The 25323-nt window shown below is 71.4% G+C and carries 20 protein-coding genes; 12 read left to right on the plus strand and 8 right to left on the minus strand.

Annotation, left to right across the window (positions count from 1 at the left end):
* Positions 1–12 precede the first annotated feature (12 nt).
* Positions 13–3369, minus strand: coding sequence for a CARDB domain-containing protein (locus ACQPZX_RS32335; RefSeq protein WP_433363544.1), 3357 nt, complete (start codon positions 3367–3369; stop codon positions 13–15).
* A 208-nt stretch (positions 3370–3577) separates the two neighbouring features.
* Here ACQPZX_RS32335 and ACQPZX_RS32340 point away from each other — a divergent pair, with 208 nt between their 5' ends.
* Positions 3578–3931 (plus strand): hypothetical protein, encoded by a 354-nt coding sequence (locus ACQPZX_RS32340; protein WP_433363546.1) that lies wholly within the window; start codon positions 3578–3580, stop codon positions 3929–3931.
* A 738-nt stretch (positions 3932–4669) separates the two neighbouring features.
* Here the strand turns inward: ACQPZX_RS32340 and ACQPZX_RS32345 are convergent.
* Both ACQPZX_RS32345 and ACQPZX_RS32350 read right to left on the minus strand, forming a co-directional pair.
* The gene (locus tag ACQPZX_RS32345; protein ID WP_433363549.1) at positions 4670–5296 is read right to left on the minus strand and encodes a TMEM175 family protein; all 627 of its coding nucleotides are present in this window, start codon (positions 5294–5296) and stop codon (positions 4670–4672) included.
* 41 nt (positions 5297–5337) lie between these two features.
* Positions 5338–6171 carry a helix-turn-helix transcriptional regulator gene (locus ACQPZX_RS32350; protein ID WP_433363552.1) on the minus strand — a complete coding sequence of 278 codons (834 nt, stop codon included), beginning with the start codon at positions 6169–6171 and terminating at the stop codon, positions 5338–5340.
* Positions 6172–6266: 95 nt separating this feature from the next.
* Here ACQPZX_RS32350 and ACQPZX_RS32355 point away from each other — a divergent pair, with 95 nt between their 5' ends.
* Positions 6267–7670 (plus strand): aldehyde dehydrogenase family protein, encoded by a 1404-nt coding sequence (locus tag ACQPZX_RS32355; RefSeq protein ID WP_433363554.1) that lies wholly within the window; start codon positions 6267–6269, stop codon positions 7668–7670.
* A gap of 35 nt (positions 7671–7705) precedes the next feature.
* A complete protein-coding gene (locus tag ACQPZX_RS32360; RefSeq protein ID WP_433363557.1) occupies positions 7706–8353 on the plus strand; it encodes an adenylate kinase in 648 nt (215 codons plus the stop codon).
* Here the strand turns inward: ACQPZX_RS32360 and ACQPZX_RS32365 are convergent.
* Complete coding sequence (locus tag ACQPZX_RS32365; RefSeq protein WP_433363560.1) at positions 8321–11368, minus strand: tetratricopeptide repeat protein; 3048 nt, start codon at positions 11366–11368, stop codon at positions 8321–8323. The two genes, ACQPZX_RS32360 and ACQPZX_RS32365, sit on opposite strands and share 33 nt — an antisense overlap.
* Before the next feature lie 78 nt (positions 11369–11446).
* Between ACQPZX_RS32365 and ACQPZX_RS32370 the strand changes: the two genes are divergently transcribed.
* Genes ACQPZX_RS32370 through ACQPZX_RS32385 form a run of 4 tightly spaced genes read left to right on the plus strand, consistent with a single transcriptional unit; the run spans position 11447 to position 15581 of the window.
* On the plus strand, positions 11447–12301 hold the full coding sequence (locus ACQPZX_RS32370; RefSeq protein ID WP_433363563.1) for a DUF1266 domain-containing protein: 855 nt from the start codon (positions 11447–11449) through the stop codon (positions 12299–12301).
* The gene (locus ACQPZX_RS32375; protein WP_433363566.1) at positions 12298–13176 is read left to right on the plus strand and encodes a DUF1266 domain-containing protein; all 879 of its coding nucleotides are present in this window, start codon (positions 12298–12300) and stop codon (positions 13174–13176) included. The genes ACQPZX_RS32370 and ACQPZX_RS32375 overlap by 4 nt, the downstream gene beginning before the upstream one ends.
* A gap of 45 nt (positions 13177–13221) precedes the next feature.
* Positions 13222–15153 carry a diguanylate cyclase gene (locus ACQPZX_RS32380; protein ID WP_433363569.1) on the plus strand — a complete coding sequence of 644 codons (1932 nt, stop codon included), beginning with the start codon at positions 13222–13224 and terminating at the stop codon, positions 15151–15153.
* 44 nt (positions 15154–15197) lie between these two features.
* Positions 15198–15581, plus strand: a complete 384-nt coding sequence (locus ACQPZX_RS32385; RefSeq protein WP_433363572.1) for a RidA family protein — start codon at positions 15198–15200, stop codon at positions 15579–15581.
* Positions 15582–15601: 20 nt separating this feature from the next.
* On the opposite strand, the gene ACQPZX_RS32390 is transcribed toward ACQPZX_RS32385, so the two are convergent.
* From ACQPZX_RS32390 to ACQPZX_RS32400, 3 genes are read right to left on the minus strand one after another with little or no spacing between them, the layout of a single operon-like run.
* Entirely contained in the window at positions 15602–16579 is a 978-nt protein-coding gene (locus ACQPZX_RS32390; protein ID WP_433363575.1) for a hypothetical protein, read from the minus strand.
* Positions 16579–17151, minus strand: coding sequence for an RNA polymerase sigma factor (locus ACQPZX_RS32395; protein WP_433363578.1), 573 nt, complete (start codon positions 17149–17151; stop codon positions 16579–16581). The genes ACQPZX_RS32390 and ACQPZX_RS32395 overlap by 1 nt, the downstream gene beginning before the upstream one ends.
* 34 nt (positions 17152–17185) lie before the next feature.
* Positions 17186–18070 (minus strand): aldo/keto reductase family oxidoreductase, encoded by an 885-nt coding sequence (locus tag ACQPZX_RS32400; protein WP_433363581.1) that lies wholly within the window; start codon positions 18068–18070, stop codon positions 17186–17188.
* An 80-nt stretch (positions 18071–18150) separates the two neighbouring features.
* Here ACQPZX_RS32400 and ACQPZX_RS32405 point away from each other — a divergent pair, with 80 nt between their 5' ends.
* Positions 18151–18495, plus strand: coding sequence for a winged helix-turn-helix transcriptional regulator (locus ACQPZX_RS32405; protein ID WP_433385524.1), 345 nt, complete (start codon positions 18151–18153; stop codon positions 18493–18495).
* A 116-nt stretch (positions 18496–18611) separates the two neighbouring features.
* Here the strand turns inward: ACQPZX_RS32405 and ACQPZX_RS32410 are convergent, their stop codons facing one another.
* Positions 18612–21044: a GH116 family glycosyl hydrolase gene (locus ACQPZX_RS32410; RefSeq protein ID WP_433363584.1), complete on the minus strand. Its 2433-nt coding sequence runs from the start codon at positions 21042–21044 to the stop codon at positions 18612–18614.
* 83 nt (positions 21045–21127) lie between these two features.
* Between ACQPZX_RS32410 and ACQPZX_RS32415 the strand changes: the two genes are divergently transcribed.
* The 4 genes from ACQPZX_RS32415 (at position 21128) to ACQPZX_RS32430 (ending at position 25322) form a co-directional block, all read left to right on the plus strand.
* Positions 21128–22090, plus strand: coding sequence for a LacI family DNA-binding transcriptional regulator (locus ACQPZX_RS32415; RefSeq protein ID WP_433363587.1), 963 nt, complete (start codon positions 21128–21130; stop codon positions 22088–22090).
* Between the two features lie 148 nt (positions 22091–22238).
* On the plus strand, positions 22239–23558 hold the full coding sequence (locus ACQPZX_RS32420; RefSeq protein WP_433363590.1) for an ABC transporter substrate-binding protein: 1320 nt from the start codon (positions 22239–22241) through the stop codon (positions 23556–23558).
* Position 23559: 1 nt separating this feature from the next.
* A complete protein-coding gene (locus ACQPZX_RS32425; RefSeq protein WP_433363593.1) occupies positions 23560–24498 on the plus strand; it encodes a carbohydrate ABC transporter permease in 939 nt (312 codons plus the stop codon).
* Complete coding sequence (locus tag ACQPZX_RS32430; RefSeq protein WP_433363596.1) at positions 24495–25322, plus strand: carbohydrate ABC transporter permease; 828 nt, start codon at positions 24495–24497, stop codon at positions 25320–25322. Before ACQPZX_RS32425 ends, ACQPZX_RS32430 begins: the two co-directional genes overlap by 4 nt.
* The last annotated feature ends 1 nt before the right edge of the window (position 25323 follow it).

Genomic DNA, 25323 nt, shown 5'->3' on the forward strand with positions numbered 1-25323 from the left:
CCGGCACGGGACTTATTTGATGACGAACTGCGAGCCCGGCTGGATGACGATGTTGCCGTCGGCCGAGTTGGTGATGGTGACGTTGGTCAGGGTCGCGTTGCCGCGGGCGCCGCCCATCGCCAGGATGCCGGCGCCGTTGTTGGACTTGTCGATTCGCACGTTGGTCACGGCGACGTTCGGCATGTTGCCGCCGCCGGTCTTGAACTGGATGCCGTCATACGTGGAGTCGACGATCTCGGTGTCCCGGATGGTGACGCCGGTGATGTCCTTCGAGGACGGGAACAGCGTGATCGCGCCGAATTCCTGTTGCTCGCCCCAGAACACGCCGCCGGCCCGGTAGAGCCCGTTGTTGGCGATCAGCGTGGTCCCGCCGAACGGCAGCGGATCGTGGTCGGTCGCCAGCATGATGCCGGGGTAGTTCATCGTGTCGTACACGAGGTTATTCTCGATGGAGTTGTTGGACCCGCCGTAGATGGCGATTCCGTTGGCGCGCCACGGCAGCTGCACGGTGTTGTTGACGAAGTGGTTGTTGGACGCCACGTCCACCGAGGTGTCCTTCACGCGCGGATTCGCCCACACGGCCAGCGAATCGTCGCCCGTGGTGCGGAACGAGGAGTTGAACACCTTCGAGTTGCGCGTGCCGTTGCTGAAGTTGATGCCGTCCGCGTACGTGTCGCGGATGCGCATCCCGGAGAACTCGAGCCCGTCGCCCGGGTTCCAGTAGGCCGGCGTGTCCGAGTAGTCGCGGCCGACCCAGGCGCCGACGTTGACGTGCTCGATCCAGACGTTGCTGATCTTGGTGTTCTTGCCGAGCCGGCCGTTGATGCCGTGGCCGCGGTTGGCCCGGTTGGTGGTCATGCCGAAGATCGCCAGGTCGGAGATCTGGGTGTTGTCGTCGATGTCGAAGCCGACGTTGCCCTCGTGCGGGTGGTTGATGTTGCCGACCACGTTCTGCGGCTCGGTGTTGGTGTAGAGCACCGATCGCCACATGCCCGCGCCGCGGACGACGACGTTGCGGATGCCCTTCTGGTTGTACTGGCCGCGCGCCGGGTCGGGCGACAGGATCTTCTGCTCCTGGCGCCACTGCCCCTCCGGGATCCAGACGCAGCTGATCACGCCGTTCTCGTCGTCGGTCACGGCCCGCTGGATGGCGGCGGTGTCGTCGACGCCGTCGTTCGGCACCGCGCCGTAGGCGGTGATCGACGTGCAGCCCGCCGGCTGGCTCAGGGCCGGCGCGACCTGCTCGAGGTCGATGAAGTCGACGTAGTAGAACGCCGCCGTGTCGGTCGCGTCGCGCTGGAGCTTGAAGCGGGTGCCGGCCGGATACGACTGCGCCAGCAGCGCGTGCGACTCGTCGAACAGCCGCCGCGCGTCGGCGGACGGCGAGTTGGACAGCGACTCGGTGTCGTCGCTCGTGCCGTAGAGCCAGCTGTTGCGCGACGACAGGCTCAGTTTCTGCACGAACTGGTCATTCACATAGAGGCTGATCGTCGCCGTCTGCCCGCCGCCGGCCGGCGCGTCCGGGATCGAGTTGCGCACCACGATCGAGTTGGACGGCACGGTCGAGGTGAACTCGACGAACTGGCCCTGGCTGGTGAGGCGCACGGACTTGCGGCCGGACGACTCGGTGCCGAAGTTGGTGTGACCGAAGGTCCGCTTCGCGTCCGCCTCGACGAGGGTGCCTTGGTAACGCGCGTCCTCCGCCTCATACGTCGCGTAGGGAACGGCCGCACCCCGGCCGACAACGATCGATTGCGTACGCGAATTGTTGTTCTCATTGGTTTCCACAACCACGCCGGTGGCGTCCGCGGTGGCCGTTATCGTGGCTCCGCCGTTGGTGGCCGTCCACGGCCCCACACTCACGCTCACCGTCTGGCCCGCGGCGATCGCGCCGGTGTTCGCGTTCAGCGTCGTGCCGCCGACCACGAGCCGGGTGACCGTCGCGGCAGCCGCACTCGTGCCGCGGTTGTTGACCGCCACCGAGAACGTCACCTGCGCGCCGGCCGACGGGCTGGCCGGGTTCGAGGTCACGCCGGTCACCTGAAGGTCCGGCCCCGGCGCCTGCGCCACGACCAGCTGCGACGAGGCGGTGAGCGTGTTGTTGTCGTTGTTCTGCTCGGCGACGATGTTGCCCGGGTCCACGGTCGCGGCCACCGGATAACTGCCCTGCGCGAACCGGCCCGCGTTGACGGTCACCGTCGTCGTCGCCCCGGCCGCGAGAGCACTCACTTGGGCGTTTCCAACAACAACACCATTGACGCGTACGTCCAAAGTGGTCGCCGCCGATGCGGCGTTACCCGCGTTTCGCACTGACGCCGAGACCGTGATCGCGCTGGTCTCGTCGGGCGTGGCGGGCGACCAGGTCAGCCCGGTCACGACCAGATCGGGGTTGGGCGCCCAGGTCCCGAGCACCTGGATCTCGGCGACCTGCCCGCCCGGGGCGCCGGTGTTGGCGAAGAACTGCACCTGCAGGTCCGCGGCCTTGCCGGTCACCGGGATGGTCACCGTGTTCTGGTTGGTCGCCGGGTTGAAGGCGTAGTCGGCGCGGGCTTTCAGCGAAGTGAACGCCGATTCGCCCTGCGCGCGGCCGAGAACCTGGACGCTCTGGGTGCGGGCGCCCCAGACCGGGTCCGGGTTGAGTTTGAGCACGACGCCGGTCACGTTCGCGTCGGCGCCCAGCTTCGCGGTCAGCGTGGCCGGGAATCCGCCGGACTCCCAGTAGGTCCCGGTGTTGTTGTCGTTGGCGTTCGACGCGGTGAAGGTGAAGACCGAGGACGAGGCCTCCATCGCCTTGCCGGCCGCCAGGTTGGTGCCGGTCGGCGGATCCGGATCGGGATCCGGGCCGGTCCCGGCGACGCCGTAGACCTCCAGCTCGGCGAGCTGCCCGGCCGGCCAGCCGGTGTTGGCGGTGATGGTGACCCGGACGTACCGGACGGTCGCCGCGGTGAAATCGATGGTGACGGTGTTGCCGGTGGCCGGGTCGAAGGTGCGGCCCGCCGAGCCGGACAGCGTGCTCCAGCTCGAGCCGTTGGCGCTGCCCTGCAAGGTCAGCGTCTGGGTGCGCGCCGCCCACGCCGTCGCCGGCGGCAGTTTCAGCTTCGCCTGGTCGACGGCCACGTTGCCGCCGAGGTCCACCTGGACCCACTGCGGGAAGGCGCCGTTCGGGCTCTCCCAGTACGAGTTGGCGTTCCCGTCGGTCACGTTCGACGCGGGGTAGGGGCCGTTCACGCCCGAGGCGGTGGCGGCCTTGCCCGCGGCCAGGTTGACTCCACCGGCGGCGTGCGCGGCGGTGGGTGACATTCCGGCGGCGACCAGGCCGGCCGCCAGGGCGATGCTGAGCAGTCTTCGTCGGAGCGGTCTCTTCGTCATGAAGCCCTCTTCGTTCTGCGCAGCCGGCCGCCGAGGTCGGGGCTCCCGGGCGGCCAACAGGGGATGGGGAGTCCTGCCACGAAGTTTCGGCCCGGTGCACGGAGATTTTCCATGTGTTGCCGAATTCTTGCGTAGACAGGCATCTAAGATTTCAGATGTGTGACCGCTCGTCAACGCCCGCGTGCAGCGGCGTCCTACGCTCACGCGGGTGATCAACGACGGCCGCCGCCCATCCGCACTGGCCGGTTTCTGGACATTGCTCGTCGGCGGCGCCGCGATCGTCCTGCTGCTCCTGTTCCTCCACCCCGTCACCCAGCGGACGGACTGCCCCAACTACGGCGGCAACGGCAACGCGAGCGCCTTCCGCAACCCGTCGTGGGACCTCTACTTCCCGCTGGTCCTGCTCGCCTGGATCGTCCTGATCGCCATCGAGCAGGTCCTGCCGTCGACCTGGCGCGGGCGCGGCGGCCTGGAGATCGCGGCAAGGACGGCGATCGCCCTGGTCCTGCCGACGGTCGGTTCATGCTGCCTGTTCGTCACCCTCGCCACCGTCTGCCATTGACCCCGTCGCCGCGAGCCCGATGGCGGATGGCTGCGGCCCTCTCGGGCCCGCTGGCCCCCAGCGGCGCACGGCCGACCGGGGCGGCGCACGGCCGACCGGGGCGGCGCACGGCCGACCGGGGCGGCGCACGGCCGACCGGGGCGGCGCACGGCCGACCGGGGCGGCGCACGGCCGACCGGGGCGGCGCACGGCCGACCGGGGCGGCGCACGGCCGACCGGGGCGGCGCACGGCCGACCGGGGCGGCGCACGGCCGACCGGGGCGGCGCACGGCCGACCGGGGCGGCGCACGGCCGACCGGGGCGGCGCACGGCCGACCGGGGCGGCGCACGGCATCGCCGCCGGAAATATCCGCTTATTTGCGCGGCAAGCCACCGAGACCGCCGGGATGGTGGATTTCGGCGCGCCTCTGACCGCGACCTATCAGCATCGAGCGGGCAAGCCGGACCGAGCAGGCGCGCGGCCGCCGAGCAGGCGCGCGGCCGCCGAGCAGGCGCGCGGCCGCCGAGCAGGCGCGGCGCGGGTGGGCGGGCGCGGCGCGGGTGTGGGCGGGTGCGGGTGAGGCGAGCGCGGCGCGGGCGGGCGCGGCGCGGGTATGGGCGGGTGCGAGTGAGGCGAGCGCGGCGCGGATGAACGGGCGCAGCGCGGATGAGCGGGCGCAGCGCGGGCGAGCGGGCGCAGCGCGGGCGAGCGGGCGCAGCGCGGGCGAGCGGGCGCAGCGCGGCGCGGGTGAGGGCAGGTCAGGCGTGGGTGTGGTCGGCGTCCTCCCTGGCCTGGTACTCGTGGACCACCCGGGCGATGCGGCGGTCGGGGACGATCCACAGGATGGCCACGCCGACGTAGCAAGCGCCGGCGATCCAGACGCCGATGTCGTCGATCAGCAGGGCGCTCAGGACGCCGGCCAGGTTGACGACGGCGGAGATCTTGCCCTTGACGTCGGCGCCGATGGCCTGGCGCAGCGGGGAGTCCGGGCCCTGCCGGCGGATGATGACCGTCTGGAGGATCACGTAGGCGACGCCGGCAGCGAGCAGGTTCAGGCCGTAGATCACGACCGGGGTGCGCTCGAAGGAGGACTCGTCGAGCCAGCTCGTGGTGAACGGGAACAGCGAGAGGCAGAACAGCAGGCCCAGGTTCGCCCACAGCACGCCGCCGGTGACGCGCCGGACCAGGTGGAACATGTGGTGGTGGTTGTTCCAGTAGATGCCGACGTAGACGAAGCTGAGCAGGTATGTCAGGAGCCCGGCGCCGGTCGTGTGCACCAGGTCGGACAGGGCGTGGCCCTCGGGGGGCTTCAGCTCGAGCACCATGATCGTGATGATGATGGCCAGCACGCCATCGCTGAACGCTTCCACTCGACTGGTCTTCACACGGGTAGAGACCGGATGGCCCGCCCGGATGTGACAACAAGCTACAGAGCCTGCGCGCCCACCACGGACAGCAACTCCAGTTTCTCGTAGCTCTCGGTCCTGGGCGTCGCCGTGTACACGACCAGGCCCTGCGACTGGTCGGGGTCGATCAGCGTCTGGCAGTGCAGGTCGAGCCGCCCCACCAGCGGATGGTCGAGCCGCTCCAGCGCGCAGTAGGGCCCGGCCACCGGATGGCGCTCCCACAGCGCGGCGAACTCCGGGCTGCGTCGCTGCAGGTCGGCGGCGAGCTCACCCGCGTACGATCCGGCGCCGGCCCTCGTGTACGTGGCGTGCAGGTGCGAAACGATGGTGAGGCCGCGCTCCTCGTGGTCCTCGGCCGGATACCTCAGGCGGCTCGCCGGGTCGGTGAACCACCGGTAGTGCAGGCTGCGCGCCCGGCCGGTGTACACGCTCTCGTCGCCGAGCAGAGCCACCGCCAGCGGGGTCTGCCGCAGCGACTCCCCCACGTCGTTGACCACCATCGCGGCCGCGTCCTGGAGCCCGTCGAGGATCCGCATCATCCCCGGGTTGATGTGGTCGGCGCGCACCCGCCGGCCCGGCGTCGCGTAGCCGGCCAGCCGGAACAGGTGGTCGCGGTCCTCCATCGACAGGCGCAGCCCGCGGGCGAGCGCGGCGAGCATCTGCTCGGAGGGGTGCGGGCCGCGTTTCTGCTCGAGCCGGTTGTAGTAGTCGAAGGACATGTCCGACAGCACCGCGACCTCCTCGCGGCGCAGGCCGTTGGTGCGCCGGCGCGGCCCGCGGGGCAGCCCCACGTCCTCCGGTTGCAGGGCCTCGCGGCGTGTGCGCAGGAATTCGGCCAGTCGTGCACGGTCCATGACCTGATCAACCCCCGGCGGACCGGCCATGTTCCGCGTTATCCCTGTACTCGGAGAGCATGGGCGCCTACGCAGAAGCCGGAAACAGTCGGGGCATGACAACGAACCACTGGATCGACGGAGCCGCCGTTCCCGGCGTCTCCGGCAAGACCATCCCCGTGCTCAACCCGGCGACCGGCGAGGTGGTCGGCGAGACCCCCGCCGGCACCGCCGAGGAGGTGGACCGGGCCGTCGCGGCGGCGCGCGCCGCCTTCCCCGGGTGGGCGGCCACACCCGTACGGGAAAGGGTGTCTGTTCTTCGCCGGATCGCGGAGGGCCTCAAGTCCCGCGCCGAGGAGATCGCCACCACCATCACCGCCGAGATGGGCTCGCCGATCGCCCTCTCCCGCGCCGCGCAGGCGGTCTTCCCGGTGCTGGTGACCGAGTCGATGGCCGCCCTCGCCGAGGACTTCGCCTGGACCGAGGAGCTCGGCAACTCGCTGCTCGTGCGGGAGCCGATCGGCGTGGTCGGCGCGATCACCCCGTGGAACTTCCCGCTCCAGCAGATCGTGTCGAAGCTGGCGCCCGCGCTGCTGGCCGGCGACACCGTGGTGTTCAAGCCGTCCGAGGTCGCCCCGCTGACCGCGAACATCCTGGCCGAGGTCACCCACGAGGCCGGCCTGCCGTCCGGCGTCTTCAACATCGTGTACGGCGAGGGCGCGGTCGTCGGTGAGGCCATCTCGGCCCATCCCGACATCGACATGATCTCGTTCACCGGCTCGACCCGGGCCGGCCGCCGCATCGGCGAGGTGGCCGCCGCCACCGTCAAGCGGGTCGCCCTGGAGCTCGGCGGCAAGGGCGCCACGGTCGTCCTCGACGACGCCGACCTGCCTCGGGCCGTCGCCGCCGGCGTCCAGATGGCGTTCACCAACGGCGGGCAGGTGTGCGGCGCGTGGCCGCGGCTGCTGGTGCCCGCGTCCCGGCACGACGAGGCCGTCGCCCTCGCCGTCGAGGCGGTCTCCGCTCTCCAGGTCGGCGATCCGCTCGACGAGACGACCGCGATCGGCCCGATGGCCTCCGAGGAGCACCGGGCGAGGGTCGAGGGCTACATCCGGCGCGGCATCGAGGACGGCGCCACTCTCGCGTACGGCGGTCCCGGCAATCCCCTGGAGCGCGGCGCCTTTGTGCGGCCGACGGTCTTCGCGAACGTCGACCCCCGGTCGGCGATCGCCCAGGAGGAGATCTTCGGCCCGGTGCTGACCATCATCCCGTACGCGGACGAGGACGAGGCCGTGGCCATCGCGAACGGCACGCTGTACGGCTTGACCAGCGGCGTCTTCGGCGAGCCCGAGCACGCGCTGGCGGTCGCCCGCCGGTTGCGCGCCGGTCAGGTGGACGTCAACGGCGGCCACTGGAACCCCTTGGCCCCGTTCGGCGGCTACAAGCAGTCCGGCAACGGCCGTGAGTTCGGTCACCACGGCTTGGGAGAGTTCCTGGAGATCAAGTCCATCCAGCGCTAGGTTTTGCTCGACTCATACGAGACGAGGAGGCCCCCGTGCGAGTTCTGTTGGTCGCACCACCGGGCGCCGGCAAGGGAACGCAGGGTGCGCTGATCGCCACCCACTTCGGCATCCCGCACATCGCGACCGGCGACCTGCTGCGCGACCACGTCGCGCGGGGGACCGAGCTGGGCCGCGCCGTCAAGCAGCACCTCGACGAGGGCCACCTGGTGCCCGACGAGATCGTCCTGCGGATCGTCGAGCAGGAGATCGCCGAGGCGAAGGCGGCCGGCGGCGGCTACGTGCTCGACGGCGTGCCCCGCAACATCACCCAGGCCCGGGCCCTCTACGAGGCCGCCCTCAAGCTCGACATGACCGCCGACGTGGCGCTGCACCTGAAGGTGGGCGACGAGGAGGTGGTGCGCCGGCTGCTCGCCCGGGCCGCACTGGAGCACCGCTCCGACGACACCGAGGAGGTCATCGCCCGCCGCTTGGCGGTCTACCACGACGTGACCGCCCCGATCGTCGACTGGTACGCCGAGCGCGGCATCCTCGTCTCGGTCGACGCCATGCGCCCGGTCGAGCAGGTCGGCCGCGAGGTGCTGACCGCGCTCGAGGTCCTCCGCCCCCTCGTCGGCGTGGTGCCGCCGGGCGCCCGCCGCCCGATCGACCTAACCGGCCTGGGCGCCGCCTTCGGAAAATGAGCGCGCCTCGGGCACTTCGAGCTCCGTGTAGATAGCCATCGCCAGCGCGCGGTGCTCGCCCGCGTCGGGCAGCGCGCGAGCCAGCCCGTCGTGGGCGCGCGCCTCCTCGTGCCGGTCGCCGGTCTCGCGGGCCAGCGCGAGGGCGGCCGTGTGCCGGTCGCTCGCCTCGGCCGGAAGCCCCAGCGCAAGCAGCGTCTCCCCCTGCCCGTTGAGCGCCTGGATCTCCAGCCCTCGATCCCCCGTCTCCCGCGCGATCTCCAGAGCTCGCCCCAGATCGGCGAGGCTCTCCTGGCACTGGCCGAGCAGCCGATGGATCACCCCGCGATCGCCGAGGGTCGCGGCCTCCTCCGCCAGCTCCCCGCTGCGCCGCTGAATGGCCAGCGCCGCATCGCAGTGCGCCAGCGCCTCCCGGTGCCGCCCGAGGCTGCTCAGCACGTTGCCGAGGCTGTTCAGCGTGTGCGCCTCCCACCCCGAGTCGCCGGTCTCCCGGTGGATGACCAGCGCCTCTTCCAGGTGGTCGCGCGCCGCCTCGTACCGCCCGAGCCGCCACAACGCATTACCCGCGTTGCACAGCGCGTCGGCCTCCCCGGTCCGATCGCCGTGCTCGCGGTAGATCTCCAGGGCCTGCTCGCACAGGTCCAGAACCTCGCGATACCGCCCCTGCCGCTCCTGGATGACCCCGATGTTGTTGAGCGCGGTCGCCTCGGCCACCCGATCCCCGCCCGAGCGATGGATCAGCGCGGCCTCGCCGTAGAACGCGATGGCGTCGTCATACCGCCCCAGGCTGTAGCGGGTCGCCCCGAGCGTCTCGAGGATGCCGGCCTCGCCGCGCAGCGCCGGCAGCGCCTCCCGCAGGTGTCCGTCCGCCTCCTCGTAGCGCCCGAGACGCCAGCAGGCCTTGGCCAGGTTGTGCAGCGCGACCGCGCGTTCCCCGGCGTCCCGGGCCGCGTCCCGCGCGAGTCCGTGCACGGCCAGGGCGTCGACGTGATGCGTGCCGCTGTCCAGATAGAGGCGCAGCGTGGCGGCCAGCCCGGTCGCGTGGGCCGCCCATCCGCCGGCCGCGGCGTGCCCGACCGCCGCGACCAGGTTGACCCGCTCGGCATCCAGCCAGGCGCGCGCCGAAGCCGCATCCGCAAAGGCCGGCTTCGCGTCCAGGTGCGGCCTTTCCTGACGCGTACGGGGAAAGAGCGTGTCGGCCGCCGCGACGGCGGTTCGCAGATAGTGGTCGAGCATCCGGCCCACCGCGTCGCGTCCCGCGGCCGGTTCCTCGGCGGCGAGGGCGGCCGCGTGCTCCCGCAGCAGGTCGTGGAAGCGGTAGCGCCCGGGCGCCGGCTCCTGCAGCAGGTGCACGTCCAGCAGGTCGTCGAGCAGGCCGTCGATCGGCTCGCCCGCCGCGGCAGCCGCCAGCCCGGCGTCGAAGTCGGCCCCGAAGGCCAGCCCGAGCAGCCGGAAGAGCCTCTGCTGCGGCGCGGTGAGCTGGGCGTACGAGAGGGCGAAAGACGCCGCCACGCTGCGATCGCCGACCGCGAGCTCGGTCAGCACCCGCCGCCGGTCCCGCAGCCGCGAGGCCAGGTGCCCTACCGTCCACGATGGACGCGCCCGCAGCCGGGCCGCAGCGATCCGGATCGCCAGCGGCAGCCGGTCGCAGAGCCCGACCACCTCGGCGACGTCCTCGGCGCCGCGGCCGGCACCCAGGATCCGGTGGAACAGCTCGGCCGCCTCGGGTGGCGGCAGCACGTCGAGGGAGACGACCGCCGTGCTGTCCAGGTCGGCCAGCCGGCGGCGGCTGGTGACCAGGGTCAGGCAGCCCGCGGTGCCGGGCAGCAGCGGCCGCACCTGCGCGGCGCTGCGGGCGTTGTCGAGCACCAGCAGCACCCGCCGCCCGGCCAGCTCGGCGCGCCATCGGGCGGCCCGCTCGTCGAGCGCTACCGGGATCTCCTCGCCGGGCACGCCAAGGGCCCGCAGCAGCTGGTCGAGCGCGGCGGCCGGCTCGACGGGCGGGGAGCCCTCGCTGTGCGCGTGCAGATCAATGAAGAGCCGACCGTCCGGGAAGCGCCCGCTCAGCCGGTGCGCGACGTGCACGGCGAGCGCGGACTTGCCGACCCCGGCCATCCCGTCGACCGCCAGCACCACGGCCGCCGTCGGCGGCGCCAGGCCGGGCGCGGCCAGCAGGCTTCCCAGCTCGGCTTCGCGCCCGGTGAAGTCGGCGACGTCGGCGGGCAGATCGTCACGCGCGGCCCGGCCGGCGGCGGCCGGGGCGGCTCCGGCAAGGGTGGGGTCGGCGGCGAGGATCCGCTGGTGCATCCGGGTGAGCCCGGCGCCCGGTTCCACGCCCAGTTCCTCGACGAGCAGCGAGCGGGCCGTCGCGTACGTGGACAGCGCCTCTGCCTGTCGATCGGCGCGATAGAGCGCCAGCATCAGCAGCGCCCACAGCCGCTCCTGAAGCGGATACTCCTTCACCAGCCGGGAAAGGTCGGCGATCGCGTCCGCATGCCGGCCCCCGTCCAGGTCGACGGTGGCTCGCAGTTCCAGGGCGGTCAGCCGCCGCTCGGCCAGCCGTTGCCGGGCCACGTCGACCGCCTCGCCGCCGAGCCCGCCCATCGGCTCGCCCTGCCACAGCGCCAGCGCGGCCGCCACCTCGCCCGCGGCCGCCGCCAGGTCGCCGCGCTCGTGGCCCTGCTGAGCCGCGTCCAGATGGCGGTCGAAGGCCGAGACGTCGAGCTGGGCCGGATCGAGCCGCAACAGGTAACCCGCGTCGGTCGAGACCAGGTGCGGGCCGAGGTCGAGCGCCTGGCGCAGGCGGCTCACGTACGTCTGCACGAGGTGGGTGACGCTCGGCGGCGGCGCCGCGCCCCACACGGTGGCCACGATCCGCTCGACGGCGACCGGCCGCCCGGCCGCCAGCAGCAGCACCGCCAGCACCGTCTGCTGCTTGACCCCGGCCAGCACGACCGGGGCGTCGCCGCGCCAGGCCCGCAACGGCCCGAGCAGTTCGAAGCGCAGCGATTCGACCACCGGGACACCTTAGTGATCTACCAGCGGGTATAGCGAATTGCGAGCGATCCTCGCGCGGGCGTCCTTACCTTGCCGCGCGTGCAAATTCCTACCTTCGTCTACTTCCTGGCGCCGCTCGTCGTCGTCGCCTTCATCGTGCAGATCGTGCTCCGGGCGCGCTCGGCGGCCCGCAGCGCCCGCGGCATGGTCCGCTCGTACCGCAACGTCGTCGCCGTCGACCAGAAGCAGCCCACCAGCGGCGAGCTGGCCACCGCGCTCGCGGTCGGCGCGCACATGTCGCTCAACCACGGCGTGTCCTGGAACGCGCTCAAGGACGACGCGAACAGCGCGCAGAAGACCTACACGCTCCTGAAGAACCAGTGGGGTGTCAGCACCGCGGGCGAGCTGCGGGAGACCGTCGAGGGCCTGCTGGACGACGAGACCGGCGATCCGGTCGCCGACTTCGTGCTCGGGGTGCGCAACGGGCTGCGCGGAACGCCCGGCGCCGACGCCTGGAAGCAGGCCGTCGCCGACCAGGCCCGCGCTCAGGGCGTCCCGGAGACCACAGTGGACGAGATGACCGCGACCGTCGACCGGGTGCTGGCCTACGAGGAGCGGTTCCGCGCCGACGGCCTGCTGCCGGCGGGCGGCATCGTCAGCAGCCTCCTCGCCTACGACTGGGGTCGCGCCGTCAACATGGCCCGCTGGGGCTACAAGGTGCGTTACATCAAAGAGCAACAGGCCATCGAGTACGTGTCGCGCGCCGCAAAACAAGCGTTCGGCCGTTACACGTCGTGGGGCGACTTCTCCGCCGGTTACGCGCTCGGCCGGGTGCTCCGCTTCGACAACGACGAGTTCGACGTCTGGTACGCCACCGTCCTCGAACCGCACCAGACGCTGTTCACCGACCCGGCGAGCCCCTGGCTCACGCTGGCCTGGCCGACCCGCCGGTGACGCTGCGCCTCCAGGTCCTGCTGGCCGCCGTCGGGCTGATCCTGCTCGCGGCGGCCCTGCGGGAGGTGCTCGGCCGATGGCGGCGGCGCCCGCCGCGCCCCCGGGACACCGCGGTCTACGAGGGCGAGGCGCCGCAACCGGTCACCGAGTACGCCACCGCGCTGGCGATCGGGGCGCTGGCCGCGCTGCGGGCCGGCGAGGTGCTGGACATCGTCGGCTGCCGCCGCCCCCGCCGCGCCATCAAGCGCGAGCTGCGGCTGCGGGCCGAGCCCTACCTCGTCTCGGTGCTGGGCGAGGAGGACGTCTCCACCGCGATCGGCCGGTGCGTCAACGACCTCCTCGGCCCCGGCGCCGAGACCGTCGGCGACCACCTCTCCGGGGTCGAGGAGGTGATCCGGCACCGCCGCCGCGGCGGCCCCGAGCTCTGGGGGCACGCCATCGACGAGTGGGCATCCCGGTCCGGCATGCCGGAGGAGGCGGTGGCGGCCCTGCACGACATCGCCGAGCGGGTCGCCGGCGCCGAGGACCAGTTGCGCGGCGCCGGCCTCCTCGATGCGGAAGAGTTCGTGCCGACGCTGCTGGCCGTGCACTGGGGTCAGGGCGTCCACCTGGCCCGCGGCGCCGTGGCGGTCGGCTGGCTGGACCGCACGAGGGGCCTCAACTACCTGCGCCGCACCGGCGAGCTGGCCCGGCGCTGGTACCCGTCGCCCCGCACGATGCTCGCGGCCCAGCTGCTGCCCGCCTACCTCAGCGGCGACGCCGAGGCGATCCGCTGGGCGAGGACCGCGGCGCCGCCGCTGCTGGCCGATCCGCGAAGCCCGCTGGCCGCGTCCGCTTTCCCCGGACCCGACAGTTCGCGGCAGTTCCCTCGGTAGGGTTACCCCCATGGCGCAGCCAGGTGCGGCGGGGGGAGCGGGGCGGTGCCCGCCGGCGACGGCCTGACCGGCGAGCGCGTGCACGCCATCGAGCAGGCGTACGCGTTGATCGAAGCCGCCCAGGGCGAGTTGAGCCCCGGCCAGGTCGACGACGCCGCCGCCCGGATCGGCGAGCCGGACTGGTGGGACGTGCAGGTGCTGCTGCATTTCGCCCGCTCGCTGGCCGTCCGCGACGCCGGCGGGGACGACGCCGAGCAGATGCGCGCCATGCTCGACGTGGCGACCGCCCTCGACGATCCGGCGCTGCTCGCGCTGGCCCTGGCCGCGAGCGCCGCCCGGCGGGTCGGCGCCCAGCGCCCGCTGGACCTCAGCGAGTCGGCCGCCAGCCCGCTGGTGCGCGCCGCCGTCCTGCTCAACGAGGAGGGCGGGCCGGTGGTGCACCGGGCCGCGGCGCTGATCGAGGTTGCCTGCGTGGCGCACGCGCTCGGCTTCTGGGAGCTGGCGCTGGAACACTACGACCGCACCCACAAGGCCCTCGACGAGGACGACGACCCGCGCTGGCAGACCGTCGCCTTCCGGCACCGCACCGTCCTCGCCGTCAACCGCATCGAGCTGCTGCTGGACTGGTCCTGCGCCGAGGCGATGATCGGCGACTGGCCCGCGGCCGCCACCCGCGCCGCGGCCGCACTGCCCGGCAGCCGCGACGCCATCGCGCCGTACTGGCCGCCCAGCTGGATCCGCCAGTACGACGGCCACCTGCACCTGCTCTCTGCCCTCGCCGGCCACCCGTCCGCGCTCGCCGGCCACCCGTCCGCGCTCGCCGGCCACCCGTCCGCGCTCGCCGGCCACCCGTCCGCGCTCGCCGGCCACCCGTCCGCGCTCGCCGGCTCGCCGGCCGATTCCGCCGCGCCACCGGCCGATTCCGCCGGCTCGCCGCTTGATTTCCCGGGTCCGCCGCCCGGTGGTGGCAGCCCACCACCCGGTGATGCCGGGCCGTCGCTTGGCGTCGAGCCCGCGATCAGTGCGCTCGGCGCGGCGATCGCGGCCGTCCGCGCGGCCGACCCGGCCGGCGCCGCCATTCTCGCGCGGGGCGTGGCCGACCGCTTCGGCCAGACCGTGCCCCTCCACACCTGGCTGCTCGCCCTGCAGCTCGAGGCGCGCCAGAGCGAGGCGCTGCAGGGCGGGGTGCCGCGGAGCGAGGAGGCGGCGCACGGTGCGGCGCGCCAGAGCGAGGCGCTGCAGGGCGGGGCGCCGCGGAGCGAGGAGGCGGCGCACGGTGCGGCGCGCCAGAGCGAGGCGCTGCAGGGCGGGGTGCCGCGGAGCGAGGAGGCGGCGCAGGATGGGGCGCGCCGGGCGGCGGCGCCCGGCCGGTTCGCGGATGAGCTGGTGCGGCTGCGGTGGAACGACCGGCTGGTGCGGATGAGCAGCATGCGCGACGCGATCGCCGTCGCCCGGCACCGCCGCGAGCACGACCAGCTGCTCCGGGAGATCGTCACCGACCACCTCACCGGGCTGGCCAACCGGCGCGGCTACCAGGCGTACCTCAGCGGCCTGCTCGACGCCGGGCAGCCGGCCGAACCGGGCGACTACGCCGCCATGATGATCGACGTCGACCACTTCAAGCAGGTCAACGACCGGTTCGGTCACGACGTCGGCGACCGGGTGCTGGCCGCGATCGCCGCGATCCTGAGCGCCAACGTGCGGGCCATGGACCTCGCGGCCCGCCTCGGCGGCGACGAGTTCGTCGTCATCCTGGCCCAGGTGCACCCGGGCGTCTCCGAGGCACGCGCCCGGGCGATCCTGGAGGCGGTCCGCGACCATCCCTGGCACGAGCTGGCCGCGGACCTCACCGTGTCGATCAGCGTGGGATTGCACCACGGCGGCCACGAGGAGCTGCCCACCCTGCTTGGCGACGCCGACCGGCACCTCTACCGGGCCAAGAATGACGGCCGCGGCCGGGTGGCGCAGCGGGCCTAGTGTCGCGGGTTGACGCTCACCACTCACCCATAGGGGGACGAGTCATGGCCAGGACCGCGGTGTCCACCCCGGCGGCTCCGGCGGCGATCGGGCCGTACAGTCAGGCGATCGTGGCCGGCGGGTTCGTGTTCTGCTCGGGGACGCCGGGCATCGACCCGGCCACCGGCGCCCTCGCCGACGGCATCGAGGCGCAGACCGAGCAGGCGCTGCGCAACCTCGCCGCGATCCTCACCGCCGCCGGCTCCTCGATGGCGTCGCTGGTGAAGACGACGATCTTCTACACCAATGTCGAGGACTTTCCGCTGATCAACGAGATCTACGCCCGCCACATGCCCGACCCGGCGCCCGCCCGCTCGGCCCCGGCCAACGCGGTGCTGCCGCGGGGCATCCTCATCTCGATCGAGGCCATCGCGGCGGTCGAGGCCTGACGTCCCGGGCGCGGGCCGCCCTACCCCGTGTCTCCAGGGCGGTCCACGATGGCCATCTTGCGGTAGATCACCTGCCGGTACAGGTCGCCCTTGCGCCCGTCGCCGCGGCCGCTCTCGTCCTTCACGGCGATCAGGCGCTCGCCGATCAGCGTGTACGTCTGCTTGTCGAAGAGCAGCTCCTGCGACAGGTAGCCCTCCATGACCCGGCCCAGCCCGATCGCCGGGTGCCCGTCGAGGTTGACCGCGTCGGGGTTGACCGTCATGCCCGGCTGCTGGGCGAGGTAGCGGAAGATGGCCGCCTTCACCTCGGGCGGCAGCACGTACTGGCCGGCCAGCGCGTCGGGCACCGCCATGACCCCGCCCTCGGGGTGCTCGAGATACGCGGCGATCGCCTCGGGCGAGGTCAGCTTGATGATCTGCGACCAGGGGACGAAGGCGAAGTAGGTGCCGTCCTGGCCCTGCCGCAGGGTCTCGAGCTTGCCGTTGCGCATCGTCGCCTGCACCTGGCCGTCGATCCGGTCCCACTTCTGGATCTTGCGGTACTTGGCCTTGCCCGGCAGCAGAGCCCCGTTCGGCGCCTTCTGCTCGTACGCCGGCGGGTTGCGCATCTCGAGGGTCTCGACATACATGAACTGGGTCGGGGCGGGGTCGGTCCACTGCTCCTGCTCGACCGTCCACGCCGCGTTCTCCAGCACCTGCGCCGCGTTGACCGGACGGAGGTACGGCACCTTCGCGGCCGCCTGGGTCTGCTCCTGCGGCCGCTCGGGGGTCGTCACCGGGACCGCCGGGCCCGCGCCGCCGAGGTTGGCGATCGCCACCGCCGCGACGACGGCCGCGGACGTGGCGAGGCCGACGACGATCGGAATCCGCAGGCGCCAGGCGGCTTTCGGCCTCGGGGCCATCCGGTCCCGCAGGGCCTCCCGGGCGCGCTGCTCGGCCTCCGGGGACGGCGCCGCGTCCGGGCCGAAGGTCTCCTTCAGGATGCTGATCTCGTCCATCACTCGCCCACCTCGATCTCGGCGCCCAGCGCCTCCCGCATCTCCTGTCGTGCCCGGTGCAGCCGGGACCGGGCCGTGCCGGCCGGTATGCCCAGCGCCTCGGCGGCCTCCTGCTGGTTGAGCCCGGCCCACGCGACCAGCAGCAACACGGCGCGCACCGGCTCCGGCAGCCGCCCGAGGGCCTCGGCCAGCCGCCCTCGTACGGCCGCCGCGTCGAGCCGCCCCGCGACCGCGTCGGCGTGGCTGTCGGCCTCGCCGATGTCCTGCCGTCCGGCTCGCGCGAGCGCCTTGTAGCGCCGCGACTCGGCCCGGACGTGCCGCGCGACGAGGTTCGAGGCGATCCCGTACAGCCAGGGCCGCGCGTCGCCACGGGCCGCGTCGAACGTGTGCCGGCGGTCGTACGCGGTCAGGAATGTCTCCGACGCCACGTCCTCCGCCAGATCGGGCCCGAGCCGCCGCGCCACGTACGCGTAGATGTTCCGATAGTGGCGATCGAAGATCGCCGTGAAGTCGTGGTCGATGAGGTGGGCGTCGGCGTCCAAGCCCGCGGTGCCCGGCTGCGTCACGATCACCACCACATCCGTCCCCGTCGTCGTCCCGAGTGCATCACACCCCTTGTTCGCCGGAACCGGGAAGAGTGTTCAGAAGCGCCACATCGTCCTCGGAGAGCGCGAGTCCCGCGCCGACGATGTTCTCGCGCAGGTGGGCCGCGGACGACGTGCCGGGGATCAGCAGGATGTTGGGCGAGCGCCGCAGCAGCCAGGCCAGGGCGACCGACTTCGGCGTCGTCTCCCACCGGGCGGCCACCGTCGCGAGCGCCTCGGACCGCAGCGGGCTGTAGCCGCCGAGCGGGAAGAAGGGCACGTAGGCGATGCCCTCGGCGGCAAGCTTGTCGATCAGCTCGTCGTCCTGGCGGTGCGCGAGGTTGTACATGTTCTGCACGCAGACGATCGGCGCGATCGACCGGGCCTCCGCGACCTGCTCCGCCGTCGCGTTGCTGACGCCCAGGTGCCGGATCAGGCCCTGCCGCTGCAGCCCGGCGAGCGTCTCGAAGGCCTCGGCGAGCGAGCCCGGCATCGGTCCCTCGGCGTTGCCGATCCGCAGGTTGACCAGGTCGAGCACGTCGAGTCCGAGAGCGTCGAGGTTGTCGTGGACGGCCCGGCGCAGGCTCTGCGGGTCGCGCGCCGGGGGCCAGCCGCCCTTCCGGTCACGGGTCGCGCCGACTTTCGTGGCGATGACAAGCGATGACGCGTACGGGTGCAGTGCTTCCCTGATCAGTTGGTTCGTCACGCGCGGCCCGTACGCGTCGGCGGTGTCGATGTGCGTGATGCCGCGCTCGACGGCCTCTCGGAGGACGGCGATCGCGCCCTCACGGTCGGCCGGCGGCCCTATGACCCAGGGGCCGGCGAGCTGCATGGCGCCGTAGCCGAAGCGGGTGACGGTCAGATCTTCGAGCGTCCAGGTGCCGCCGGGAAGCGAGATGGATGACATGCGCTCTACCGTGAGGCGTTAACTCTCTATCGGGAAGTAGGCACCTTTTAGTGCGTACCGAATACGATGCCTTCCTGGCGATGTGCCCCAGCCATCAACTGCTCGCCCGCATCTCCGGCAAATGGGTCGCGCTGATCATGTCCGCGCTCGGAAGCGGCCCGGACTGCGCCGGCGATCCCCGCCCGATGCGTTACTCGGAGCTGGCGCGCCTGCTGGCCGGGGTCAGCCAGAAGATGCTCACGCAGACGCTGCGCGCCCTGGAGCAGGACGGGCTGATCAGCCGCACCGTGACGCCCACCGTGCCGGTCACCGTGACCTACGAGCTGACGGAGCTGGGCCTCTCCTTGCACGAGACGATGCGCGGCCTCAAGCGGTGGGCGGAGACGCACATGGATGAGGTCTTCGCCCACCGCGCCGGCTCTTAGGCCGCGGGCGATGAGCTCGGTGGACAGCTGGATGTGCATGCCCAGGGGCTCGCGGCCGTTGATCAGCTGGATCCACCACGCGGATGCCAGCGGGCCGGCCGAGGATGGCGGCGCCGTCAGCGGCCACCATGCGGCCGGCCGAGGTCGACGGCGCCGTCCTCGGCGACCGTCAGGGTTCCCCACGTTGTGCCGGCCACATACGGGAAGCGGCCGGGGCGGGTGCTCTCGGTGTGGGTTCCGGCGGTCGCGTCGTGGCGGACGCCGGTCCAGGCGGTCAGGAGGGACCAACCCGCCATGGCCCGCACGTAGTGGTCGCCGCACTCGATCTCGTTGAACGGGTTGCGGCGGGTGCCGTCGTAGCGGGCCCGGACGCCGCGGACGATGGCCAGGCCCTCCTCGTCGAGGCCCTCGTAGAAGCAGTGCGCGGCGACCTGGTACTCGACTCCGGTCCACACCTCGTCGCAGTAGCGCAGCGGGACCTCGGGCCGTCCGCCGTGCGGCCAGGTGCAGACGACCAGGCCGGTCTCGTCGCCGTCGGCGAACGAACGGTAGCCGTGCGGCTCGAAGCCCGTGCGCAGGTTGTAGCGCACGATCGAGCGAAGGGCCTGCCGCACCCGGGACGGCGGCAGCAGGTGGCCGAGGCCCAGCTCGTGCGCCCACCACTGGCCGAGGAGCTGGTCGGCGAGGCAGCCCCGGCCGAACTCGTACGCCTCGCCGGTGTCCGGCTGCGCGTAGTACTCCCCGTTCCAGAGCAGCTCGTCGTAAGCCTTGGACGCCCGCTCGAACGTTCCCGCCAACGGATCCGTCTCGCCCAAGAAGGCCGACATCTCTGAGAGGGCCCGCAGCGCCGCCAGCCACAGGGCGCCGACGAACATGTTGGGCCCATGCAGCGAGATGTCATAGGTGACCGGTTGATCGCCGCGAATGACACCCTCATCATCCAATTTGTCGGAAATATGCGTCATGAGCGCCACCAGCGACGGCCACTGCGAGCGGAGCCACGACAGGCCGGCGCCGTCGAGAACGGAACGGTAAGTCTTCAAGACCGCGCCCAGCATGCCGTCAAGAGCGGGCCGCTCGGGCCCACCGATCGGCACCCCATGCAGCTGCGGCAGATAGAGAGGCAGCACCACCCGGTGCGGAATCGACCCATCGGCGGCCTGCACGGCGAATTCGGTTTCGCGCATGTCGCGCCCCACCGAGGGGAAGAGCCGCGACAGCGCCTGCTCGTAATTGAGCACGTGATTGCAGTTGAGCGGGCACGACCCACCCGCGTCCCCGTTCCAGTTCCGGGTCGAGGCGCCGAGCGCCCCCTCAAACGCAAATGTGCGCCCATCAGCCGTTTTAAAGACGCTTGGCGATCGTACGAGGGAAGGCTGCGCCGCAATCGTGTCCTTCAACGGCGCGGGGAGGTCGCTCGACGCCACCGCCGAAGCCCAGGCGAGCGAGTCCGCGTCGAGCCGTTCCCGGTCGCCCAGATACGCGTCGAGCACATCGAGCGCACCCCCGAACCGGGTCGCATAGTGATTGCCCACCCAGAACCGGGTCGGCCCATACTGATGCTGCGGCCCGAACCGGTCGAAGTCCGCGTACCGGTTGGGAAACCACCACGCGTGCACGATGTCCACGGTCGTCGACTCCCCCGGCGCCAGCGCGAACGCCACCGCCACCGCCGAGTCCCAGGTGTGGCCGGCCGGGCTGGGCCCGCTCGGCGCCCGCATCGGCGAGGCCGAGGCCGCGTCGCGCAGCGCCGCCCGCAACGACCCGTCCGACCAGTCCCCGAGCTGGGTCGGCGCCACCAGCCGCAGCGTCTCGGCCCAGCGCAGCACGGCATCGGCATCGTGCGCCCGGGGCAGCACGGCGGCCGGCCCGTCGGTCCAGAGCAGCATCTCCCCGGCGGCGGCGTCGTCCTCGGCCAGCCCGGGGTGGTCCATCAGCACACCGCTCTGTCCGGGCCGTCGCACCGGCCGGTTGACGTTGCCGCCGTACCCGGCTCCGCGGGTGCCGTGGATCGGCGTGACCCCGTCCCATCCGGCCGCGTTCTGCAGCGCGCCGAGCACGAAGCCGTGCCGGAACAGGTCGCTGTCGTTGCGGATCGTGAAGCGGTACCGGACCAGCGGCAGCGCGCTGGCGTCGGCGTCCAGCGGCACGAACGGCGTGTGCGCCTCGAGCGCCACCGATACCGGCAGCTCCGCGTCGTGGTAGCCGACCCGGGCGTACGGATAATCCGCCTCGAAGGTCGTGTCCTCGACGAACGGCCAGCGCCATCGCCGATCCCGGTCGGGCACGTCGGCGTCCGAGACGTTCGCGGCCGGCCGCGGGTGCGGCGGCAGCGGCGCGGCCCGGAGCAACCGCACGACGTCGTCCGGCGGCTCGAGCGACGACACCCGCAGCGCGAAGAAGCTGTCCGGCAGCAGCCCGCCGTGGTGGGGCACCCCGAGCAGTTGCCACTGCCGCAGCGCACCGTCGCCGCACAGCGCCACGTGCCCGGTGCCGAGCCCGCCGAGCGGGAAAGCCACCGCGCGCCGCGCGTCCCCGGTGAACCGCATTTTCTGGCCTCCCGCGTGAAATCGATTTCACGGAAGGTAGATCGAGACCCGCCGACTGTCAAGCTGCCCTACAGTGTGGCTTCATGGCCACGATCTACGAGGTTGCGGCGCTTGCCGGCGTCTCACCCGCGACCGTCTCGCGCTACTTCAACGGCAACTTCGTGTCGCCGGAGAAGCAGCAGGCCGTGCGCGAGGCCGCCGCCAAGCTGGCCTTCACCCCCAACAAGACCGCCCGCCGGCTGCGCAAGCAGAGCTCCGAGGTGGTCGGCCTGCTGATCCCGGACATCGAGAACCCGTTCTTCACCGCGCTGGCCCGCGGCGTCGAGGACAAGGCCCAGGAGAAGGGCTTCTCGGTCGTGCTGTGCAACACCGACGACGACCCGGGCAAGGAGCTGCGCTACCTGGAGATCGCCGCGTCCGAGCAGATGGCGGGCGTGATCCTGGCGCCGGCGTCGGACGAGGCCGACCTGGGCGCGATCGCCTCGCTGGGCCGCCCGGTGGTGGCGGTGGACCGCACCACGCCGTACCCGGTGGACGCCGTCAAGGTGGACAACCGCGCGGCCGGCATCGCCGCGACGACCGCGCTCTTCGACGCCGGGCACCGGCGGATCGCCTGCATCGCCGGCCCGCTGGGCATCGAGGCGACCGAGGACCGGTTCCTGGGCTGGCGACAGGTGATGACCGCGCGGCGGGCCCCGATGCCGGAGGGCTACCTGCAGCACGCGAACTTCCGCGCGGACGGCGGACACGCGGCCATGCAACGGCTGCTGGCCCTGCCCGAGCCGCCGGACGCGGTGCTGACCACGAACAACCTGATGGGCGTGGGCGCCCTGCAGGCGATCGTCGAGGCGGGCGTGGACCCGGCCAAGTTCGGCCTGGCCGTGGTCGGTGAGCTGCCATTCATGTTCCTCACGCCGCCGGCCGTGGTGCAGATCCGGCTACCGGCCCGCCACTTGGGCACGACCGCCGCGACGATGCTGCTGGAGCGCATCGGCGGCGACGCCCAGCCGCCGCGCACGATCGTGCTGCGCGCCGAGCTGGCCTGACGCTGCAATCGATACCGACTGAAAGTTTCCTGATCAGGCCTAACCTGAGGAAGCTGTTAACGAGTTCTTGACGAAATCGATTTCTTGGCCTTCACTGTGTCCACCGCACCGCCTCCCACCCGTTCCCAATCGAGAGGGACGCAGGCTCATGAACACCCGGTTACGCAAACTCGCGCTGCTGTGCGCGACCGTCGCGCTCGCGGTCGCACCCACGGCCGCCTGCTCCAACGACAAATCTGACGCCTCCTCGTCGGGCGAGAAGTCGCTCGAGATCGTGTACTGGAACTACGGCCCGGCCGCCGAGTCCGGCAACAAGGCCACGGCCGACGCCTTCATGGCCAAGAATCCGGGCACCAAGGTGACGCTCACCCCGGTCACCGGCGAGAACTGGGGCACCTACTACGCCAACGTCGCCACGCTGATCGCCTCGGGCAAGCGCCCCGACCTCATGGTCATCTCGGGCGAGGGCGCGCAGTTCGTGCACTCCAACAACCTCGTGCTGCCGATCAACAAGTACCTCGACAAGGACCCCGAGGCGAAGACGCTGACCGGCGACATCGCCCAGGGCCTGATCGACGGCTTCACGGTCAAGGGCGACGTCGTCACGCTGACCTACGGCTGGAACGACATGGTCGTCTACTACAACACCGACGTCTTCTCCAAGGCCGGTGTCGAGCCGCCGAAGGCCGACTGGACGTGGGCGGACTTCGAGGCCACGGCCAAGAAACTGACAAAGGACACCAACAACGACGGCAAGCCCGACCAGTACGGCTTCACGTGGGCCAGCAACGAGATCTTCCCCGGCATCATGCCCTGGGTGGCCAACGCGAACGGCAACCTGACCAGCGACGACGTCTGCCAGGCGACGGCCGACACCCCGCAGGTCAACAAGGCCGTGTCGTTCCTGGAAGGCCTCATCAAAGAGGGCGTCTCCCCCGCCCCGATGCCGATGAGCGACGTCTTCACCCGCTTCCAGAACGGCCAGATCGCGATGTTCGGCGCCGGGCGCTGGCCGATCGCGACGTTCCTGCCGAAGTTCAAGAACTTCGACATCCAGCTGTACCCGAAGGGCGACACCTACAAGACGGTGTTCGGCGGCGCCGGATACCCGATCCTGAAGTCGTCGAAGAACCCCGACCTCGCCTGGGAGTACCAGAAGTTCACGGTCAGCGAGGACATCGAGAAGCAGTACGTGGGCACCCCCGAGAAGCCCGGCGACTCGATCCCGTCGCGCCGCTCGCTCGCCCAGACCATCTCGAAGGTCGGCGTGCCCCCGGCGAACTCCGACCTGTTCTACGACAGCATCGACAAGTACCCGACGCTCGTGCCGTACCCGGCGCCCGCCAAGTACAGCGCGTTCGAGTCGACCGTCCTGCGCCACCTGCAGCTCATCTTCGCCGGCGAGAAGAGCGTCGCCGACGGCCTCAAGGACATGCAGGCGGAACTGAGCACCATCGTCACCTGCTGAAATGACTACATTGATGACGCAAGAAACGGCTCCCCCGGCCCTGCATGGGCCGGGGGCACCCCGGAAGCGCCGCAAGGACGGACTGGCGGCCCTGGGGTTCCTCTCCCCCGCCATCGTGACCTTCCTGGTATTCGTGCTGGCGCCCACGCTCGGCGTGCTGTACCTGAGCTTCTACGACTGGAACCTGCTCAGCGACGGCACGTTCGTGGGGACGGACAACTTCGACAAGCTGATCCATGACGATCGATTGCTTCACGTGTACGGCTCCACGGCGTACATGGCACTCGTGATCTTGATCGTGAATCTGGTTGTCGGACTGCTGCTCGCGGTGCTCCTGGAGACTCGGATGCCCCGCTGGATCCGGGGGTTCTTCCGCCTGTCGTTCCTGTTCCCGTTCGTGGTCTCGGCCTCGGCGGTCGCGCTGATCTGGCGGTTCCTGCTCAACAAGGACCTCGGGCTGGTCAACTACGTGATCGGGCTGGTCGGCGTCGACCGCATCGACTGGCTGGGCTCGTCCACGTGGGCGCCGGTGTCGGTGATCGTCGTGAACTCGTGGAAGACGATCGGCTTCTCGATCCTCGTCTACATCGCCGGCCTGCAGGCCATCCCGGAGCAGCTCAAGGAGGCCGCGATCGTCGACGGGGCCAACGCCTGGACCCGCTTCTGGCGCATCACGTTCCCGATGCTGTCGCCGACCATCTTCTTCCTGGTCGTCATCAACACCATCAACTCGTTCCAGATCTTCGCCGAACCGCGGGTGCTCACCCAGGGCGGGCCGGGCGACGCCAGCCGCACGATCGTGGAGTACCTCTACGACCGGGCCTTCGGCGACTTCGACCTCGGCTACGCCTCCGCCATCGGCATCACGTTCATGCTGGTCCTGATCGTGCTCACGGCGGTCCAGTTCCGGCTCTCTCGCAAATGGACATTTTACGAATGAGCCGACTCCTCTCGCGCGTGGCCACGTTCGCGATCCTCATCGTGGCCGCCCTCGCGATCACCGCGCCGTTCCTGTGGATCTTCCGGGGTGCCTTCTCGGCCTCGGACGCGGAGCTCTACAAGCTGCCGCCCACGTTCAGCCCCGACAACCTGACCGGGGCGAACTTCGGCAAGGTCACCGACCAGGTGCCGTACTTCCGGTTCTTCCTCAACTCCATCATCGTGTCCACCACGATCACGGCGGCCCAGATCATCACCTGTGCCACCGCCGCGTACGCCTTCGCCCGCCTGCACTTCCGCGGCCGCAACGTGCTCTTCGCGGTGGTCATCGGCTCGCTGATGATCCCGATCCAGGTGACGATCGTGCCGCTGTTCCTGGTCATGTCGAAGCTGTCGCTGACCAACACGCTGTGGGCGCTGATCCTGCCCGGCATCTTCAGCGGCTTCGGCATCTTCCTGCTGCGGCAGCACTTCCTGGCGCTGCCGGCCGAGCTGGAGGAGGCCGCGAAGATCGACGGCGCCGGCCACCTGCGCACGTTCGTCCGGGTCATCCTGCCGCTGTCCGGGCCGTCCATCGCCACGCTGGGCATCCTGTGCTTCACCTACTGGTGGAACGACCTGCTGCTGCCGCTGGTCATGATCAGCGACACCGACCGGCAGACGCTCCCGGTGGGCCTCGTGCTGCTGGCCGGCCGCTTCTCCACCGGCTCGCTCGGCACCATCGCCGCCGGCATCGCCATGGCGATCGTCCCGGTCCTGGTCGTCTTCATCGCGGCGCAGCGCTACATCGTGCAATCGATCGCTTCCAGCGGTCTGAAGCTCTAAG

The organism is Actinoplanes sp. CA-142083 (assembly GCF_050942195.1).
In the GTDB taxonomy this organism is placed as follows: domain Bacteria; phylum Actinomycetota; class Actinomycetes; order Mycobacteriales; family Micromonosporaceae; genus Actinoplanes.

Excerpts from the sequence above, each read along its gene's own strand:
- ACQPZX_RS32335 (WP_433363544.1), bottom strand. The coding sequence starts at position 3,369 with ATGACGAAGAGACCGCTCCGACGAAGACTGCTCAGCATCGCCCTGGCG.
- ACQPZX_RS32350 (WP_433363552.1), bottom strand. The coding sequence starts at position 6,171 with ATGGACCGTGCACGACTGGCCGAATTCCTGCGCACACGCCGCGAGGCC.
- ACQPZX_RS32355 (WP_433363554.1), top strand. The coding sequence starts at position 6,267 with ATGACAACGAACCACTGGATCGACGGAGCCGCCGTTCCCGGCGTCTCC.
- ACQPZX_RS32385 (WP_433363572.1), top strand. The coding sequence starts at position 15,198 with ATGGCCAGGACCGCGGTGTCCACCCCGGCGGCTCCGGCGGCGATCGGG.
- ACQPZX_RS32390 (WP_433363575.1), bottom strand. The coding sequence starts at position 16,579 with ATGGACGAGATCAGCATCCTGAAGGAGACCTTCGGCCCGGACGCGGCG.
- ACQPZX_RS32400 (WP_433363581.1), bottom strand. The coding sequence starts at position 18,070 with ATGTCATCCATCTCGCTTCCCGGCGGCACCTGGACGCTCGAAGATCTG.
- ACQPZX_RS32405 (WP_433385524.1), top strand. The coding sequence starts at position 18,151 with ATGTGCCCCAGCCATCAACTGCTCGCCCGCATCTCCGGCAAATGGGTC.
- ACQPZX_RS32410 (WP_433363584.1), bottom strand. The coding sequence starts at position 21,044 with ATGCGGTTCACCGGGGACGCGCGGCGCGCGGTGGCTTTCCCGCTCGGC.
- ACQPZX_RS32415 (WP_433363587.1), top strand. The coding sequence starts at position 21,128 with ATGGCCACGATCTACGAGGTTGCGGCGCTTGCCGGCGTCTCACCCGCG.
- ACQPZX_RS32420 (WP_433363590.1), top strand. The coding sequence starts at position 22,239 with ATGAACACCCGGTTACGCAAACTCGCGCTGCTGTGCGCGACCGTCGCG.
- ACQPZX_RS32425 (WP_433363593.1), top strand. The coding sequence starts at position 23,560 with ATGACTACATTGATGACGCAAGAAACGGCTCCCCCGGCCCTGCATGGG.
- ACQPZX_RS32430 (WP_433363596.1), top strand. The coding sequence starts at position 24,495 with ATGAGCCGACTCCTCTCGCGCGTGGCCACGTTCGCGATCCTCATCGTG.